A 16742-nucleotide genomic window follows, 5' to 3' on the forward strand; every position below is an offset into this window, starting at 1 on the left:
CCGTTAGCGGTGCAGCCACATGCGCAACGCGGAAATCAACTGCTCCGTATCGACAGGCTTCGCCAGATAATCGGATGCGCCGGCTTCGAGACATTTCTCGCGGTCGCCCTTCATTGCCTTTGCAGTGAGCGCGATGATAGGCAGCCGCTGGTTCTTCTCGCTGCTCCGAATTTTCTGCATTGTCTGATAGCCGTCCATCTCCGGCATCATGATATCCATCAAGACGATCGAAACATCGGTCGTACTCAAGGTTTCGATCGCTTCCAATCCGGTCGTCGCCGTCAGGACTTCCATGCCGCGACGTTCGAGGAGACTGCTCAACGCGAATATGTTTCGCGCGTCGTCGTCAACCAGAAGGACCTTGCGTCCGATCAGATAGTCATCTGTATCGTGCAACCGAGACAATAGTTCCTGCTTCTCGGCCGGAAGTTCAGTAACGACACGATGCAGGAATAACGCGGTCTCGTCGAGAAGACGCTCGGGAGATTCCACACCCTTGACCACGATCGTACGGGCGTATTGCCGGATCTGCAAGTTCTCCTCGCTCGACAACTCCCGCCCGGTGAAGACAATGACGGGGATATCCCGCATCGCATCCTGACGGCTCATGTGTTCGAGGATTTCGAAACCCGACATATCCGGCAGTTTGAGGTCGAGAACGACGCAATCCACGTTCTCGTTCTGCAGAGTTTCGATGGCGGAATTTCCGCTGGATGCTGTCAAGATTTCGACGTCGCTATCTTCGAGCAGTACCGAGACGCTCAATAATTCGGAAGTGTCGTCTTCGACGATCAGCAACTTCTTGGTTTTGGAGGCTGAGAAGGCGCCGATCTTGCGTAACGCTGTTTTCAGCTGCTCCGACTGCAGCGGCTTCGTAAGGAACGAATATGCGCCGCGCGCCAACCCGTGATGGCGATCGTCATCGAGCGTAAGGACCTGAACCGGAATATGCCGGGTGAGCGGGTTGTGCTTGAGCTGACTGAGAACCGACCAGCCGAGCACGTCCGGAAGATGGATGTCGAGGGAAATGGCGGTCGGATTGAAATCGGTAGCGAGCGTCATGGCATCGATGCCGCGTTGAGAAACGATGCCTTTGAATCCGGTCTCGTGCGCCGCGTCGAGCAGGATCCGCGCGAAGTTCGGATCGTCCTCGACAATGAGAAGAACCTGATCTCCGGCAGCGATGTTGTCGCGATCGTCTTCGATCGGCGGCGGCAGCGGCCCGGCGAGTGACATCGGGACCGGCACTGGAGCGACGGAATCGGGCTTGGTCCGCACCTCGCTCGCCAGCGTCGCGTAGCGGAGAGGCAAGTAAAGCGTGAACACGCTGCCGACTCCAGGCTCGCTTCTGAGCTGAATCTCGCCGCCGAGAAGATGGGCGAGTTCGCGGCTGATCGCGAGACCAAGACCGGTACCGCCGTATTTTCGGCTCGTACTCGCATCCGCCTGTTGAAACGCTTCGAAGATGAGCTTTTGTTTGTCGGCAGGAATACCGATCCCCGAATCTTGCACCTCGAAGGCGACGATGGTCTGCGCCGCCGAGAGGATAGGATGATCGGGTCCCCATTTTCCGGTCGCAGGTTTGACTGTCAGCCGGACGTGGCCCTCGCGTGTGAACTTGAATGCGTTCGACAGCAGGTTCTTCAGCACCTGCTGCAGGCGCTTCGAGTCCGTAAAAATCGACTTCCCTAGATCCGCATTGAAGATCACTTGGAAATCGAGCGCGCGCCGCTCCGCCTCGTGACGGAATGGCCGCGCTACGGCTTCGATCAGCCCGTTGAACGCAATCTCCTCGGCGTCGACTGACACCGTTCCGGATTCGATCTTCGAAAGATCGAGAATGTCGCTGATCAAATTCAGAAGATCCGTGCCGGCGCCATGAATGGTCCGCGCGAACTCGACCTGCCGGTCGGATAGGTTGCCGTCGGGATTGTCGGTCAATTGCTGTCCGAGAATGAGAATGCTGTTGAGCGGCGTCCGGAGCTCGTGAGACATGTTCGCGAGGAATTCGGATTTATACCGCGATGTGAGCGCAAGCTCCGCGGCCTTCTCTTCGACGGCGCGGCGGGCCTGATCGATTTCCTCGTTCTTGCGTTCGACTTCGACGTTGCGTTCGGCGAGCTGCTGCGCCTTCTGCGCCAGCTCTTCGTTCGTCTTCTGCATCGCCTTCTGCTGGTCTTGAAGCTCGGCCGCGAGCTGCTGCGACTGCATCAGCAGGCTTTCCGTTTGCATCGTCGCTTCGATACTGTTCAGAACGACGCCGATGCTGACCGATAGCTGTTCGAGGAACATCAGCTGAGCCGGCTCGAAATTCTGCAGAGAACTGAGGGAAATGACGGCCTTGATCTGATCTTCGAACGTGATCGGATGCACGATGACGCTGCGGGGAGGGGCCTTGAACACAACAGCGTCGATGCTAGTCGTAGGCTCCGGAATATCCGTCAGGACGCGGCGTTTCTTTTCGATCGCACATTGTCCAATGAGGCTCGAACCAAGCTCGAGCCTGTCGGGATATCGAACGTCCACATCGTCGGCATACTTCGCGAGAATCTTCAGCTCGCTTCGCGTCGCATCGAACTGGTAGATCACGCCCTGATGCGCATTGATCAGCGGCACAAGTTCCGACAGCAGCTTTCTCGCGACGGTTATGACGTCACGTTGCCCTTGCAGCATGCTCGTGAAGCGGGCGAGGTTTGTGTTGAGCCAGTCCTGTTCGGTGTTGAGCTGCGTCGTCAACCGCAGATTTCCGATCATCGTATTGATGTAGTCTTTGAGCTCGGCCACCTCGCCGCGCGCGTCGACCTGAATGGAGCGCGTCAAGTCGCCTTTCGTCACCGCAGTCGTCACTTCAGCGATCGCGCGGACCTGCGTCGTGAGGTTTGCCGCAAGCAGGTTGACGTTGCCGGTGAGATCTTTCCACGTACCGGCGGCGCCAGGAACGTTCGCCTGGCCGCCTAGGCGGCCTTCGACGCCGACTTCGCGCGCGACCGTCGTCACCTGATCCGCGAAGAGCGCCAGCGTGTCCGTCATGTCGTTGATCGTCTCGGCTAGCGCCGCGACTTCGCCTTTGGATTTGACGGTCAGCTTCGGCTTGAGGTCGCCGTTGGCAACCGCGGTCACGACTTTCACGATGCCGCGAACCTGCTCCGTTAAGTTCGCCGCCATGACGTTGACGGTGTCGGTCAAATCCTTCCACGTACCGCCGACACCGGGCACCGTGGCCTGACCGCCGAGGCGGCCTTCGGTGCCGACTTCGCGGGCAACGCGCGTCACTTCCGAAGCGAAGCCGTTGAGCTGATCGACCATCGTATTGATGGTGTTTTTGAGTTCGAGAATTTCGCCTTTGACGTCGACCGTGATTTTCCGCGAAAGGTCGCCGCGCGCCACGGCGGTCGTCACTTCGGCGATGTTGCGCACCTGCGTCGTCAGGTTTGCGGCGAGGAGGTTGACGTTATCGGTAAGGTCCTTCCACGTGCCGCCGACGCCCGGCACGACGGCTTGACCGCCGAGACGCCCTTCGGTGCCGACCTCGCGCGCAACGCGCGTCACTTCGGCCGCGAACGAGCGAAGCTGCTCGACCATCGTGTTCAACGTTTCTTTGAGCAGCAAAATCTCGCCGCGAACGTCGACGGTGATCTTTTTTGAAAGGTCGCCGCTCGCAATGGCTGTTGCGACTTCGGCGATGTTTCGAACCTGGGCCGTGAGGTTGCCGGCCATGAAGTTGACGTTGTCGGTGAGGTCCTTCCACGTACCGGCGACGCCCGACACTTGCGCCTGTCCGCCGAGCTTGCCTTCGGTGCCGACCTCGCGCGCAACGCGCGTCACTTCGGAAGCAAAGGCGTTGAGCTGATCGACCATCGTGTTGATGGTATTCTTGAGTTCGAGAATTTCGCCTTTGACGTCGACGGTGATCTTGCGCGAAAGGTCGCCACGCGCCACGGCCGTCGTCACCTCAGCGATATTGCGAACCTGACCCGTCAGGTTGCCCGCCATCGAGTTGACGTTGTCGGTGAGGTCTTTCCACGTTCCCGCGACGCCCGGCACGGTCGCCTGTCCGCCGAGCTTGCCTTCCGTGCCGACCTCGCGCGCGACGCGCGTCACTTCCGAGGCGAAACCATTGAGCTGATCGACCATCGTGTTGATGGTCTCTTTCAGCTCCAGCACTTCGCCGCGAACGTCGACTTCGATCTTCTTCGACAAGTCGCCGCTCGCAATGGCCGTCGAAACCTCGGCGATATTGCGAACCTGCGTCGTGAGGTTGGAAGCCATGGAGTTGACGCTGTCGGTCAAATCTTTCCAAGTTCCCGCAACACCCGACACCTGCGCCTGTCCGCCGAGCTTGCCTTCCGTGCCGACTTCGCGCGCAACACGCGTCACTTCCGAAGCGAAGGCATTGAGCTGATCGACCATCGTGTTGATGGTTTCCTTCAACTGTCGGATTTCACCCGACACGTTGACGGTGATCTTCTTCGACAAGTCGCCGCGCGCGATGGCCGTCGCAACCTCGGCGATATTGCGAACCTGTCCGGTCAGGTTGCCGGCCATCGAGTTGACGTTGTCGGTGAGGTCCTTCCACGTACCGGCGACGCCGGGCACGGTCGCTTGACCGCCGAGGCGGCCTTCGGTGCCGACCTCGCGCGCAACGCGCGTCACTTCCGAAGCGAAGCCATTGAGCTGATCGACCATCGTATTGATGGTGTTTTTGAGTTCGAGAATTTCGCCTTTGACGTCGACGGTGATCTTGCGCGAAAGGTCGCCGCGCGCCACGGCGGTCGTCACTTCGGCAATGTTGCGAACCTGCGTCGTCAGGTTTGCGGCGAGCAGGTTGACGTTGTCGGTGAGATCTTTCCACGTGCCGCCGACGCCCGGAACGACGGCTTGGCCGCCGAGACGCCCTTCGGTGCCGACCTCGCGCGCAACGCGCGTCACTTCCGCCGCGAACGAGCGAAGCTGCTCGACCATCGTGTTGATGGCTTCCTTCAGCTGCAGGATCTCGCCGCGCACGTCGACCGTGATCTTCTTCGACAAGTCGCCGTTCGCAACCGCGATCGTAACGTCCGCGATATTGCGAACCTGAGCGGTCAGGTTCGAAGCCATCGAGTTGACGCTCTCGGTCAGGTCTTTCCAGACGCCGGTCACCTCGCGAATCTGCGCCTGTCCGCCGAGCTTGCCTTCGGTGCCGACCTCGCGCGCAACGCGCGTCACTTCGGATGTGAAAACCGAGAGCTGCTTGATCATCGTATTGACGATGGTTGCCGAACGCAGGAATTCGCCCCTGAGCGGACGCCCGTCCACGTCGAGACGCATCGGCTGCAAGAGGTTGCCTTGCGCCACGGCTTCGATCGTCCGCGTCACTTCGGTCGTCGGCTGCAGCAAGTCGTCGATGAGCGAGTTGACGGACTGCTCCATATCGCCCCACGCGCCGTGCGCAAGACCGAGCCTCACGCGCTCGTTCGTCAGTCCTTCCTTGCCGACGACCTGGCCGACGCGCTGAAGCTGGTTCGCCATGCGTTGGTTGGTAATAATAATGTCGTTGACCGTGTCGGCGATTTTTCCGGGCAGACCTTCCCAATCGCCGCGCATGCGGACGCTGAAGTCGCCGGCTTTAACCGCTTGAAGTGTCTGGAGCATCTCAAACAGAATGCTGCCCGGCCCCGAAGTAATTCGGTCGGACCCAACGGCGACGATCTGCTCCGACATATACAACTCCCCGCACGGCGCAATTAACCCCAGACAACGCCCGGCGCCGAGAAATAGTTCCCGGTTCCTCGGCCAGGACGAGTTCTGGCAATTGATGCTCGTTATCCGTCTTTTTTATGCGGCGTCGGCCCATTGGGGCTCCGGCGCCGCGGTCTCAGCGGCTGGTCGAAGTTTTGAACGGCTCGTGGCCGTGATCTTCGGTTGCGGGCCGCCCCGTCATCTCCTCGAGCAACCGGCTGCGAGCCCGATTGACGCGGCTCTTCATCGTTCCAACCGCACAACCGCAGACCCTCGCTGCGTCTTCATAGGAAAATCCTTCCGCCGTGATCAGCAGCAGTGCCTCGCGATGATCGGCCGTCAATCGCATTAAGGCTTTCTGCATATCGTCGAATTCGAGGTGGGTAAGTTGCGTGGCCGGAACGCTGGCGTTCATGGCCGCGTGATCTTCATCGAGCTCTTCACGCTGCGATTTGCGGTAATGCGTAAAGTACGTGTTGCGAAGGATGGTGAAGAGCCAAGCCTTCAGGTTGGAATCGGGCACGAACGAGTCTTTGTGCGTCCAGGCCTTCAAAAGCGTTTCTTGCACCAGGTCGTTCGAAAGCTGCGCATCGCCGCTGAGTGAATGAGCGAATGCCCGGAGATTTGGGATCGCCTGTATAAGGGCGTCGCCGAAGCTTGGAGTTTCTGTCACGTTGACTGCTCCTTGCTCTCGAGCTGACGAACGAGATCGAGAAGGTCGTCTGGCACAGGTTCCTGAGCGATGTTGTCGTACATGGCCCGCATGCGCTGCCCAATCAGCTGCGCTGCGAAACCTGGAAGCCGCGGAACCGCAGGCTGTGCAACATCGAGTTCCGGATGGCGCTCGGAATTCGGAAATTCATCTTCGGTCCGCGCGCTATCATCAGGCGGGTCGAGGCGCTGCTGCATGATAGCTATTTGCCCTTGAAGTTCATGAATGGCCCCGATTGGGACAAACTCCTCTAGGAAAGTTCTGAATGTGGGGCTCCAGTGCCGAACGTGGCGCGAGAGAATTTGTTCCTGAGGGGGAACCATCCCGATTAGTCTTGCGTTGGTGTTACGGTGCATATTGGCCGCCATGCAGAAACACGCGGTGGAGCTGGCGGTTCCAGAGAGTTCAAAAAAGCTTATCTGGATGGTTCGGGAGGCTCAGGAATTATGTCGATTGCCCAGACGATCCGCGTGCATTTGCCGTACCTTCGGCGTTTCGCGCGCACGCTGACAGGCGCTCAGCAAACGGGCGACGCTTACGTCGCCACGCTGCTTGAAAGCTTGGTTTCTACGCCGTCCGACTTTCCACCGAACATGCCGCCGCGGATGGCGCTCTATCATATGTTTTTGCGGGTATGGAATTCCGTCCGTTTGGATGGACAAGGCGCGGAGGACGGCCCGAATTCTCTCGGCGCCGCCCAGAGGCGCATAAATTCCATAAGCTCCCTGCCGCGGCAGGCCTTCCTGCTGGTCGCGGTCGAGGGTTTCACATCCTCTGAGACAGCCGGAATTCTGGAAGTCGGCGAGCCGGAAGTTGAAAAGCTGCTCGAGATCGCGGGGCAGGAAATCGCTCACCAGGTGGCGACGAACGTCCTGATCATCGAGGACGAGCTGCTGATCGCCATGGACCTCGAAACGATCGTGACGAGCCTCGGCCACACCGTGCAGGACGTCGCGACGACCAAGAACGAGGCGCTCGCCGCGGTTAAACGTCAGATGCCGGGGCTGATCCTCGCGGACGTCAAACTTGCCGACGGCAGCAGCGGACTGGAGGCCGCCAAAGAAATCGTCGCCGAGCGCGAGGTGCCGATTATTTTCATCACGGCCTACCCCGAGAAGGTCCTGACCGGCGAACGGCCCGAGCCGACGTTTCTGATTTCAAAGCCCTTCCAGCGCGACACGGTCATGGCCATCATCAGCCAGGCGCTGTTTTTTGATACCAAAGCCCATCCGAGAACTGCGGCCGCTTAGAATGATTTGAGCAACCCGCGCTGGGCATGTCATCAGCTGCCCGGCCACGTCGGCGTAGAAAACTTCCTTGTAATAAAGTAACACGGTTGTGAATGCAGCCACCTGCGTTTTCTCGGTAAGAGCGTAGGGCAAAAAAGAGAAGGGAGTTACGTCAAATGAAATTCGCACAGGGCCTTGTGATCGCGGGCGCGGTTGCGGGAATGATAGCCGCTGCTCCGCACGCCGACGCCGCAAGCCTCGCGGTAGGCAAGAAGCTCGAACTCAAAGTCGACGCCGCGAAAATAAACGAAGAGCGGACGAGGCTCTGGGCCAAGTTCGGGGGCTGGTGCGGAATCAAGGATTGGCATCCGGCAATCGCGAACTGCGAAGAGGTCACCGAAGGTGACGCGAAATTCCGCATTCTGACGCTGAAGGACGGCGGCAAGATCAAGGAAAAGCTTCTCGACGAGAAGCCGAACTTCTATCGCTACGAGATCGTCGAAAGCCCGCTGCCCGTCAAAAATTATCAGGCTCAGTTCGCGCTGACGCCCGACGATGATGACGAAGATGAGATTAACTTTGCCTGGTCGGCGGTTTTCGACGCTGAAGGCAAACCTGATGCGGAAGCCAAGAGCGTCATCGAAGGCATCTTCAAGGCCGGATTGGACAACATCAAAGCGACAGCCGGCGCCAAGTAGAGTTGGCAAATACAGCACGCAAAAAAGGCGCCGGTCGATCCGGCGCCTTTTTTTGTTCACGTCTTCAGCGTCTCGATTGCGAGGCGGATGAGATCGGCGGTGCGGTCGACGCCGAGCTTCACCTTCATCTGCGTGCAGATATTGGCGACCGTCTTGTACGCGATGCCCAGATTGTCGGATATCGCCGTCATGCTCTTGCCTTGCCCGAGCATCCTCAGGATTTCGACTTCGCGTGTCGACAGCGACTGCAAAGGATCGTCGGATGAAATCTGGCTGACCGCGATGCGAGACGCGAGATCGCGGTCGATATATTGCTCGCCCGCGCGTACCTTGCGAATGCCCGTGATCAATTCCTCGACAGGCGCGCTCTTGCTGACATAGCCGCGTGCCCCGCCGCGAAGCGCCCGAACGGCGTAGATCGGTTCGTGATGCATGCTGAAAACGATGACGCGCGCCGCACTGTCCGCCGACACGATCCGCCTCAGGACTTCGAGCCCGCCTGCACCTTCGAGGTTGAGGTCGAGCACGACGACATCCGGACGCTCGGCCGCGTAAACCGCGAGCGCATCCTCAAGGCCCGCCGTTTCGATGACGGTTGCTTCGAAATGGACGACGAAAAGCTTCCTCAAGCCTTCTCGAACAACGCCGTGATCGTCAACAATAAGAATTTTCATGCCGCGCTCTCAGATAGGGGTTCTTGCCGCGCGGCATTGCCGGTCGAGGCGGGGAGGGGGATTTCAACAATCAACGTGACACCTTTACCTTCTTCACGATCGGCAATGGTGAGCAGCCCTTCGAGCGAAGCAACGCGCTCTCGCATTCCGGGGAGCCCGAAGCCTCGTGTTCCTTTTGCAGTAATTCCAGAGCCGTCATCGGTGACCACGATACGCAGCATTCCGTTGTCCGTTCGCCGCGCGGCGAGTCCGATCGATGCCGGTTGCCCGTGGCGAACGGCATTGCTCGTTCCTTCTTGCAGAATGCGGAATGCCGCGTCCTCGATCGCAGACGGGTACCGCGCGTCCTCGATATCCATGCGAAATTCGATCTGCGGACGACGCGCCTTCCAGAAGGCGACGAGGTTCTCCACGGCATGCGTGAGCCCCTGATCGATCAGGAGCGCCGGCCTAAGTCGACTGAGGACACCCCGCAAATGTACCTGCATATGCTGGACGGATTGCCGGATGGCCTTGCTGCGATCGACGGCCTCATCCGCGTCGCCCCGCGATACGAGAAGAGGTATCGCCTGCGCGTCGACGTCGGCCGCGAACAGAAACGGCCCGATCTCGTCGTGAAGATCACGCGCAATCTCCGACCGCTCTTCTTCCTGGACTGTCGACAGCTGCTCGTTGAGCCGTTGGTTCTGCTGCTCGGACTCCTGCAGCTGTCCGGCCATGCGATTGAAGGCGCGATAGATGAGCTTCAGATCCTCTGGGCCGTCTTCCGAGACGTGCGCCGTATAATCTCCCTCGCCGACGCGGTCGAGCGCCGAGGAAAGCTGCTCGAGAGGCCTCAGCGCCCGCCCCAGAGAGGCGTAGATGAGGGCCAGCACGATAAAGCAAAAGCTCCCGATGATTGCGAACTTGAGTTTGAGATCTTCCCAAACTTCGCCGACCTCGTTGTGAGAGTCCGCAGCGATGGTGATCGTCCCGAATTGCTTCAGTTCACCGGGCATGTCGAACAAGCGCGCGCGGGGCGAGCCGGAAAGCAGCCAATAAAGCCATCTTGGCGGAGGATCTGATGGCGGCAGAAGGTGCGAAGCGCTGGTGACCTTTCCGTCGGGAGAAACGAGGCGCACCGAGAGGTGACGGTCGCCGTCGAACGATGAAATGAGCCTCTGCACTTGAGAGAGAGCGTCCGCGCTGGAGCCGATCGTGGACAACGCATCGCTGACGGCGCTGGAGCCGACGTCGATCGCCGACGACATCTCGAGATCAACCTTCCGCAGCCCGTGCCAATAGGTGAGCGCTCCTCCGGCGAAAAGGCAAAGCGCCAGGACGAGCGCGACAAGCGCGAGAAGGCGACGTCTGAGAGGCATCCGAAAATCGCTAGGACCTGTGTAATATTATAACTTTGAGCCACGCCGCATTGGCCGTCAAGCCACACATATATAGGGAAAAATTCCCGATCGGCTCTGTTGGCAGAGAACGTGCATCCCTTGTGAGGAGCGGCACGCGAAAGCGCGTCCGAGACCGGGAACGTACCGTTTTATGTCAACGTATTTTAAATCATATGTGTCGAATTTGAACCGTGTGCGCCTCGCGGAGCTGATCGATCATCACTTGGCGCGCGTTCGCCTTGCCAAGGTGCGACTGTCGATCGTGAGCAATCCGCTGATCGATCAGCCGCGCGCCGGCGACGCATCAGCTACCGAAACCGACGCGGAGGCGACGTTAACGACGTTTCGTTAACCGCGCTGTCCGAGCAGCTTCGGAATTCGAAGCGGCAGCCGCGTCCGGCGGAAAGAGGCCTCTTCGTAAAAGTCGAGCACCGCCTCGGTCATCGCAGCGACTGTAAATGTCTGCTCGACCTTTGCTCTGACGCGGCTCGCGCGTTCTGCCGCGGCGTCGAGATCGCCGAGCGTATCGGTGAGAGCGGTCGCGAGCGCGTCGATGCTTCCCGGTTCGATGAGCCCCGTATCCGTGCCGGCGACAATCTCCGGAATGCCGCCGACGTTTGTTGCGATCAGTGGAAGCCCGGCCGCCGACGCTTCAAGCACGACGTAGGGGAAGCTCTCCGCAAGCGAAGGGACGACCATGACGCGGCCGAGCTTGAACGCCTCGCGCGCGGGCATGGCGCCGGCAAAATGCACGATGTCATCAACTCCGAGGCTCGACGCCAAGCTGCGAAGCGCCTGGCCATCCGGCCCCGAGCCGACGATGGTCGCTGTGACGGCGCGCGAAGGCTTGAGCTTGGCAATCGCCTTGAAAAGAATGTCGACGCCTTTGATCTGACGAAGCTCGCCGATGAAAAGCACGTCCGTCGCGTCAGTGCGCGTTGCGGCGCGTTCGAAATCCCGGCTTCCCAAGCCATTCGGAATGACGCGCCGGGGCGCGCCCAGCGTTCCGACGTGGGCGGCGTATTTGTCGGCGGCGTACTGGCTTTCGAAGATGAGGCCGGTCGTCATGGAATCGAGGCTGCGCTCGACAGAAAGAAGAACCTTGCTTTCGAGCGTGCCGGGTTTGAAATTCAAGCTACCGCCGTGCGGCGTGTAGAACGACTTCACATCGCGCCCGGTAACCGAAAGGCCGTAGCACGCAAGGCGCGCATAGGCGCCGCCCTTGGCGCCATGACCGTGCACGATCTCGAGATCGAGTGAGCCCGCATGCCGGAAAGCGGCGTGGACGGCCGCGAAATCTCCAAGACCCGGCATACGCTTCATCGGAACGCGCGAAATCCCGAGCGTGAGCTTCGGGGCAAGTGCAGCGAACCGTCCCGCCGTCAGACGGTCTTCAGCTGTGTTGCCGGCGAGAATGCCGACATCGTGCCCGCGGTTCGCCTGTTCCTCGGCAAGGTCGAGAACATGGCGAAAGAGGCCGCCCACGGGCGCCCGGAGACAGTGAAGGATCCGCATCTTTTCTCAACTCGACGATTTGGGGGGAACGGCGGGTGAAGGAAAGTAGAGATCAGAAGAACCTCTCGAACACGTAAACGGTGTCGCTCGGCTTCACGAGATAGTCGGCCGGAACTTCGAGTTCCTGAACGAAACCGTTCTGCCGCCGCTTGATGCGGAAGCTGCGGTCGCTGGCGCGCTCGGTGTAGCCGCCTGCGATCGCGACGGCCGTTTCGACCGTCATGCCGGAGACGTAGGGATACTGCCCCGCGCTCTTCACTTCGCCGAGGATGAAAAAGGGCCGGTTCTGCTGAATATCGACCGTGACTTGCGGATCTTTGACGAACTCGGTGCCAAGTCGTGAGCGTATGAGCTTTTGAAGTTCGTAGGTGGTCTTTCCACGAGCCCCGATATTGCCGATCAACGGCACGGAAATCTTGCCCTCTTGATCGACGACGTAGAGGCGCGAAAGATTTGGTTGGCCATAGACGAAGATGCGAAGCCGGTCGCCGGTATCGAGCCGGTACGGCCCCTCGTTGTCATCGGCAGCAACCGTAAAGACAGCTGGCGTGCCCCATGCGACGGACTCCGCCGAAGCCGGCACGACCGGAACCGGATATCCGTCCACCACGGTACCGCTATCGCCGCCAATCCGGGTATTAAGGTGTGCGAGGTCCTGATCAGGCGCACATGCCCCGGCAAAGATCGACAAAGCGGCGGCACAAAACGAGATCAGTCGGACGGACATCAGCAACTTTTCCGAGGAAAATGAACACCCGGAACATTAGGTCCGCCAGGTTAACAAAACCTAAGAAGCTGTATTTTTTCGATGCGCTTAAGCAGTTGCTAACCTCGACGACCGCTTACTCTAGCTGCGCTGAAACCCTTGACCGAGCACCACATATGCCGCCGCGAGCCCCCGTTTCGCCCGACGAAATTCAAATGTCGACAGTCTTCGACGCCTTGAAGCGGAAAGGCAGATGGCTCCTGCCTCTCTCCATCGCGCTCGGCGGCGTGACGTTTGTCGTGTTGATGATGATGGCGCCGCGGTACCAAAGCGAAGCTGAGCTGGCGATCGTCGCAAAAGGCGCGTCAAGCACGTTTTCCGATCCGCGCAGCGCATCCTCAGGCCCCGATCTCGTCACGACGCGGATGGATAAGGAAGCGATCAACACCCACGTCCGCGCTTTGCAATCGTCCGATCTGATGCTGCAGATCGCTAACGACCTGAAACTCGCCGAGCGACGAGAGTTCAACAGCGCGCTTGGCCCCGTCGATCAGCTCGACGCCGTGCTTCGCATGATCGGCATCGGCGGTCCGCGCAGCGGCGAAAGCGAGCGCGATCGCGTCATGTCGGCATTCCGCAGCCGTCTCGAAGTCTACACCGCGAAAGAGAGCCGCTTCATCGGCATTCGCATGACGTCGATCGATCCGGAGCTTGCGTCGAAAATCGCCAACGCGATGGCCGAGAATTACCGCGCGTCCCTCGCGGAGCAGGGCGTGACCGAAATCGATGATCTTCAGACGGTGCTGAAAGGGAAGATCGATAAGCTCGCATCCGAAGTGGCGACGGCCGAGACCGAGATCGATCGGTATCGCGGCAAGATCGACGGCTTCCGCGGTGGAGCGCAGAACACTGGCCTTAACGAACAGCAGATGTCAGACCTTACCGCCGAGCTGTCGCGCGCCAAGGCGGCACGTGGCGAGGCTGAGGCGCGCGCCGCATCCGCACGCGAGATGATGAAGGCAGGTACGGCCGACGCCTTGGCCGATGTGCAGAAGTCGCCGCTGATCCAGAACCTCGTGCAGCAGCGCGTCCGCATTGAGCGCCAGATCTCTGAACTTTCCGCGACGTTGCTCCCAGCTCATCCGCGGATGCGCCAGCTCAATGCCGATCTCGCAGGGTTGAAGCTTCAGATCGATTCCGAAATCTCCAAGATCGTCTCGAGCCTGGAAAAGGAAGCGAAGGTCGCGCAAGGCCGCGAAAGCAGCATTGCGCAGAGCCTCGCGGATATCAAAAACCGCGTTGTGACGAATGCGCCGGAAGAGGCTCAGCTGAGGCAACTCGAAGCCAACGCGAAAGCCAAGAGAACCGAGCTCGAGAATCTACAGGCCCAGCTCGAGGCCAATCGCAAGAAACTCGATGCGCGTGCTCAGCCGGTCGAAGCGCAGATCATCTCCAAAGCGCAGGCCGAGAGCGTCCCCATTTTCCCGAAGAAGTTCCAGCTTTCCGCCTTGGTGGCTTTCGCGTCGCTGATGTTTGGAACGGCCTGGATCGTCATGGGATCGCTGTTCCACGGCGTGCCGCCGCAAGGATACCGGAAGCAGAACGCATCGGATCGCCGCCGTTCCGAACCCCCGCTGTTACGGGAAGAGCCGCTCATCAGCGAAATGCCGGTGTCCGAGCCCGAGCCTGAGTCAGCGCCAGCGCTCGCGACCGTGCCGGCTCCTGCAGCAACTGCCGACGCGACGTCCGAACCCGCTCCGAAGGAAGCATCGTTCACGGCTTTCAACGACGGCGAGATGGAAGAATTGGCCGGGCGTCTCAAAGCGCGACGGAGCGCCGGAGGCGGCTTCCGCACGCTGATCACTGGCGAGTCCGACGACATCGTTCCCTATGCTGAAGCAAGCGAGCTCGTGAAGGCGCTGGCAAAGGCCGGCGTTCAACCAATCCTCGTCGACTGGAGCCCGAGCGGTGAAGGTTTTGCTCGTGACGCAGGCCTCGACATGAACGCTGGGTTCAATGATTTGCTGACTGGCCGCGCTGGGTTCGAGGACATCATTCAACGTCTTCCGGGAACGACCGCGCACGTCGTCGCGAGCGGTCGAGCCGTGAGCAAAGACGAAAGCGAGTTCGACATCGATCGCTTGAATCTAGTGCTCGACGCGCTTGACGAGGCCTACGACCACATCGTCGTGGTCGGACGTCACGACGAGGCGCGCAGACTTTTTGAAGGCATTGAAGGTCGCTTCGATGCGGGAATTACCGTCGCGTCCTCCTTGCGGAAATCGGCGGAACCGGAAGATCGCGACGGCACGTTCCTTGGCTTCGAAGTCGCCGAAATCGACGTCATTCGTTACGAGCGGCGGGAGGCAGTGGCGCCGGCGCTCATGCAACGCTTGGCGCGCGTCACGCAGAACCAAGCACCAGTCGCGCGTCAGGCGTAGCGTTAGTCAATCGAGTTTGAGTAGGGGCGTATGGGGCGCAGTAAGAACGAGTTTTTGAAAGCGACCCTTGCTGCTCTTCACTATTCCGGGGCGGCCAATCTGGCAGCCCGCAATATTCCCAAAGCCGGCGTCATTCTGATGCTTCATCACGTGACGCCGGAGAAGCCGCGAGGCTTCGAGCCGAACGGCATCCTGAAGGTCACGCCGGAATTTCTCGATGCCGTGATCGATACCGTACGCGGCGAGGGCTTTGAGATCATCGGGCTCGATGATGTCAAAGCGCGGCTCGAGAACGGCCAATCGGATCGAAAGCCGTTTGCTGTTTTCACGCTCGACGACGGCTACAAGGACAATCTGGATTTCGCCTATCCCATCTTCAAGCGCCACGAAGCGCCCTTCACCATCTATGTGCCGACGGCCTATGCGGATGGCGAGGGCGATCTCTGGTGGCTGGTGCTCGAGGAAGCGCTGAGGCGGCTTCCGAACCTGAAAATCGATCGCGATGGCCGGCCACACATTTACTCACTGGGGACCGATGCTGAAAAGACAGCCGCGTTCGAAGCCATCTACTGGTGGCTTCGCCGAATGCCGGAGGCGCGCGCCCGGGCCATAACCTGTGAGCTCGCCTCGCAGGCGGGCTTCGATCCGCTGGCGCTATGCCGAAGACTGGTCATGAACTGGGACGAGATCCGTTCGCTCGCAGGCGATCCGCTGGTCACGATCGCCGCCCACACCTGCAACCACTTCGCGCTGGCCAAATTGCCCTTGTCCGAGGCGACGCGCGAAATTGCCGACAGCGTGGCGCGCGTAAGCGAAGAGCTCGGACAACCATGCCGGCACTTCAGCTATCCCTACGGCGACGAAGGAAGCGCAGGCGAGCGAGAATTCGAAATCGCCCGGAACCTTGGCATCGAAACCGCCGTCACGACACGCAAGGGTCTCGTTGGCAAATCCAATGCTTCGACGATGACGGCGCTGCCGCGTCTTTCCCTCAATGGGGATTTTCAGGATCAGCGCTCGGTCAAGGTTTTGCTTTCAGGTCTGCCCTTTGCACTCCGGAACGGCGTTAAGCGCGCGCTGTCTCCACTTCGGCGCGGCGGCACCGCAACGTCACGCGTCGGGACGCTGCATCCAGGCAATGAGCCAGCCGGCGGGTAGAACCCAGAGAAGCCCGGCGACGGCGTAGTAAATGAGTTCCACGGTCGTACTGACGTTGCGGACCTGTAAGACGACCGCGACTGCGACCGCCAAGACCGCATAGGCGGTGATCAGCAATAGTAACAGGACCGTACCCACGAGTTTCCTTTTGCGTTGCGTCATCTGTTTTGAAATAGCCCCCGAACCCTGAATTTCCGTTCTGCCGCGCCTCATGGGCGCATTTGCCCTGTGTGCATGAAGGAGTATCACACGCCCTTCAAGACGGCCCGAGGATATGTCCGAGCAATGACGACTGCGCAACTTTCTGTAAAACGAGAAGCCGCTGCAACGCTCGGAAAGAATTCCGGCAATCGCGCTGTGTCGCTTTGGCTGTGGTTCGTCGCTTTGCTCGTTTTTGCGATGGTCGTCGTCGGCGGCGCGACGCCCTCAGGGATCACCGCCAAGGCCGAGCAGTTCAATCCCGCCACCGGCAAGTGGAAGAAGCTGCCCGACATGCTGAGCGCGCGGGC

14 protein-coding genes are annotated in these 16742 nt (G+C 59.9%); 6 read left to right on the plus strand and 8 right to left on the minus strand.

Annotated elements, in window-relative coordinates; genetic code table 11:
• Window positions 1–3 precede the first annotated feature (3 nt).
• From K2Q04_RS10035 to K2Q04_RS10045, 3 genes are all read right to left on the minus strand, one after another.
• Entirely contained in the window at window positions 4–5700 is a 5697-nt protein-coding gene (locus K2Q04_RS10035) for a HAMP domain-containing protein (RefSeq protein ID WP_291162740.1), read from the minus strand.
• Window positions 5701–5854: 154 nt separating this feature from the next.
• Entirely contained in the window at window positions 5855–6391 is a 537-nt protein-coding gene (locus K2Q04_RS10040) for a sigma-70 family RNA polymerase sigma factor (protein WP_092866969.1), read from the minus strand.
• Window positions 6388–6627, minus strand: coding sequence for a NepR family anti-sigma factor (locus tag K2Q04_RS10045; protein WP_291162747.1), 240 nt, complete (start codon window positions 6625–6627; stop codon window positions 6388–6390). The genes K2Q04_RS10040 and K2Q04_RS10045 overlap by 4 nt, the downstream gene beginning before the upstream one ends.
• Window positions 6628–6876: 249 nt before the next feature.
• On the opposite strand from K2Q04_RS10045, the gene K2Q04_RS10050 reads away from it, so the two are divergent.
• Both K2Q04_RS10050 and K2Q04_RS10055 read left to right on the plus strand, forming a co-directional pair.
• Entirely contained in the window at window positions 6877–7680 is an 804-nt protein-coding gene (locus K2Q04_RS10050) for a response regulator (protein ID WP_291162750.1), read from the plus strand.
• Between the two features lie 155 nt (window positions 7681–7835).
• Window positions 7836–8357, plus strand: coding sequence for an SRPBCC family protein (locus K2Q04_RS10055; protein ID WP_291162753.1), 522 nt, complete (start codon window positions 7836–7838; stop codon window positions 8355–8357).
• A gap of 56 nt (window positions 8358–8413) precedes the next feature.
• On the opposite strand, the gene K2Q04_RS10060 is transcribed toward K2Q04_RS10055, so the two are convergent.
• Window positions 8414–9031 carry a response regulator transcription factor gene (locus tag K2Q04_RS10060; protein WP_291162756.1) on the minus strand — a complete coding sequence of 206 codons (618 nt, stop codon included), beginning with the start codon at window positions 9029–9031 and terminating at the stop codon, window positions 8414–8416.
• Complete coding sequence (locus tag K2Q04_RS10065; protein ID WP_291162759.1) at window positions 9028–10392, minus strand: histidine kinase; 1365 nt, start codon at window positions 10390–10392, stop codon at window positions 9028–9030. Before K2Q04_RS10065 ends, K2Q04_RS10060 begins: the two co-directional genes overlap by 4 nt.
• Before the next feature lie 172 nt (window positions 10393–10564).
• Here K2Q04_RS10065 and K2Q04_RS10070 point away from each other — a divergent pair, with 172 nt between their 5' ends.
• Window positions 10565–10765 carry a hypothetical protein gene (locus K2Q04_RS10070; protein ID WP_291162762.1) on the plus strand — a complete coding sequence of 67 codons (201 nt, stop codon included), beginning with the start codon at window positions 10565–10567 and terminating at the stop codon, window positions 10763–10765.
• On the opposite strand, the gene K2Q04_RS10075 is transcribed toward K2Q04_RS10070, so the two are convergent.
• Both K2Q04_RS10075 and K2Q04_RS10080 read right to left on the minus strand, forming a co-directional pair.
• On the minus strand, window positions 10762–11928 hold the full coding sequence (locus tag K2Q04_RS10075; RefSeq protein ID WP_291162765.1) for a glycosyltransferase family 4 protein: 1167 nt from the start codon (window positions 11926–11928) through the stop codon (window positions 10762–10764). The genes K2Q04_RS10070 and K2Q04_RS10075 overlap by 4 nt on opposite strands.
• Window positions 11929–11980: 52 nt before the next feature.
• Window positions 11981–12655 carry a polysaccharide biosynthesis/export family protein gene (locus tag K2Q04_RS10080; RefSeq protein WP_291162768.1) on the minus strand — a complete coding sequence of 225 codons (675 nt, stop codon included), beginning with the start codon at window positions 12653–12655 and terminating at the stop codon, window positions 11981–11983.
• 194 nt (window positions 12656–12849) lie between these two features.
• Here K2Q04_RS10080 and K2Q04_RS10085 point away from each other — a divergent pair, with 194 nt between their 5' ends.
• Window positions 12850–15075, plus strand: a complete 2226-nt coding sequence (locus K2Q04_RS10085; RefSeq protein ID WP_291162772.1) for a GumC family protein — start codon at window positions 12850–12852, stop codon at window positions 15073–15075.
• A 30-nt stretch (window positions 15076–15105) separates the two neighbouring features.
• A complete protein-coding gene (locus K2Q04_RS10090; RefSeq protein WP_291162775.1) occupies window positions 15106–16233 on the plus strand; it encodes a polysaccharide deacetylase family protein in 1128 nt (375 codons plus the stop codon).
• Here K2Q04_RS10090 and K2Q04_RS10095 read toward each other — a convergent pair.
• The gene (locus tag K2Q04_RS10095) at window positions 16186–16395 is read right to left on the minus strand and encodes a DUF2842 domain-containing protein (RefSeq protein WP_291162778.1); all 210 of its coding nucleotides are present in this window, start codon (window positions 16393–16395) and stop codon (window positions 16186–16188) included. The two genes, K2Q04_RS10090 and K2Q04_RS10095, sit on opposite strands and share 48 nt — an antisense overlap.
• Window positions 16396–16518: 123 nt before the next feature.
• On the opposite strand from K2Q04_RS10095, the gene K2Q04_RS10100 reads away from it, so the two are divergent.
• The coding region (locus tag K2Q04_RS10100; RefSeq protein ID WP_366935746.1) for a kelch repeat-containing protein at window positions 16519–16742 on the plus strand (224 nt) is incomplete at its 3' end.

It is taken from the genome of Hyphomicrobium sp., from assembly GCF_019753045.1.
Taxonomy (GTDB): Bacteria; Pseudomonadota; Alphaproteobacteria; order Rhizobiales; family Hyphomicrobiaceae; genus Hyphomicrobium_B.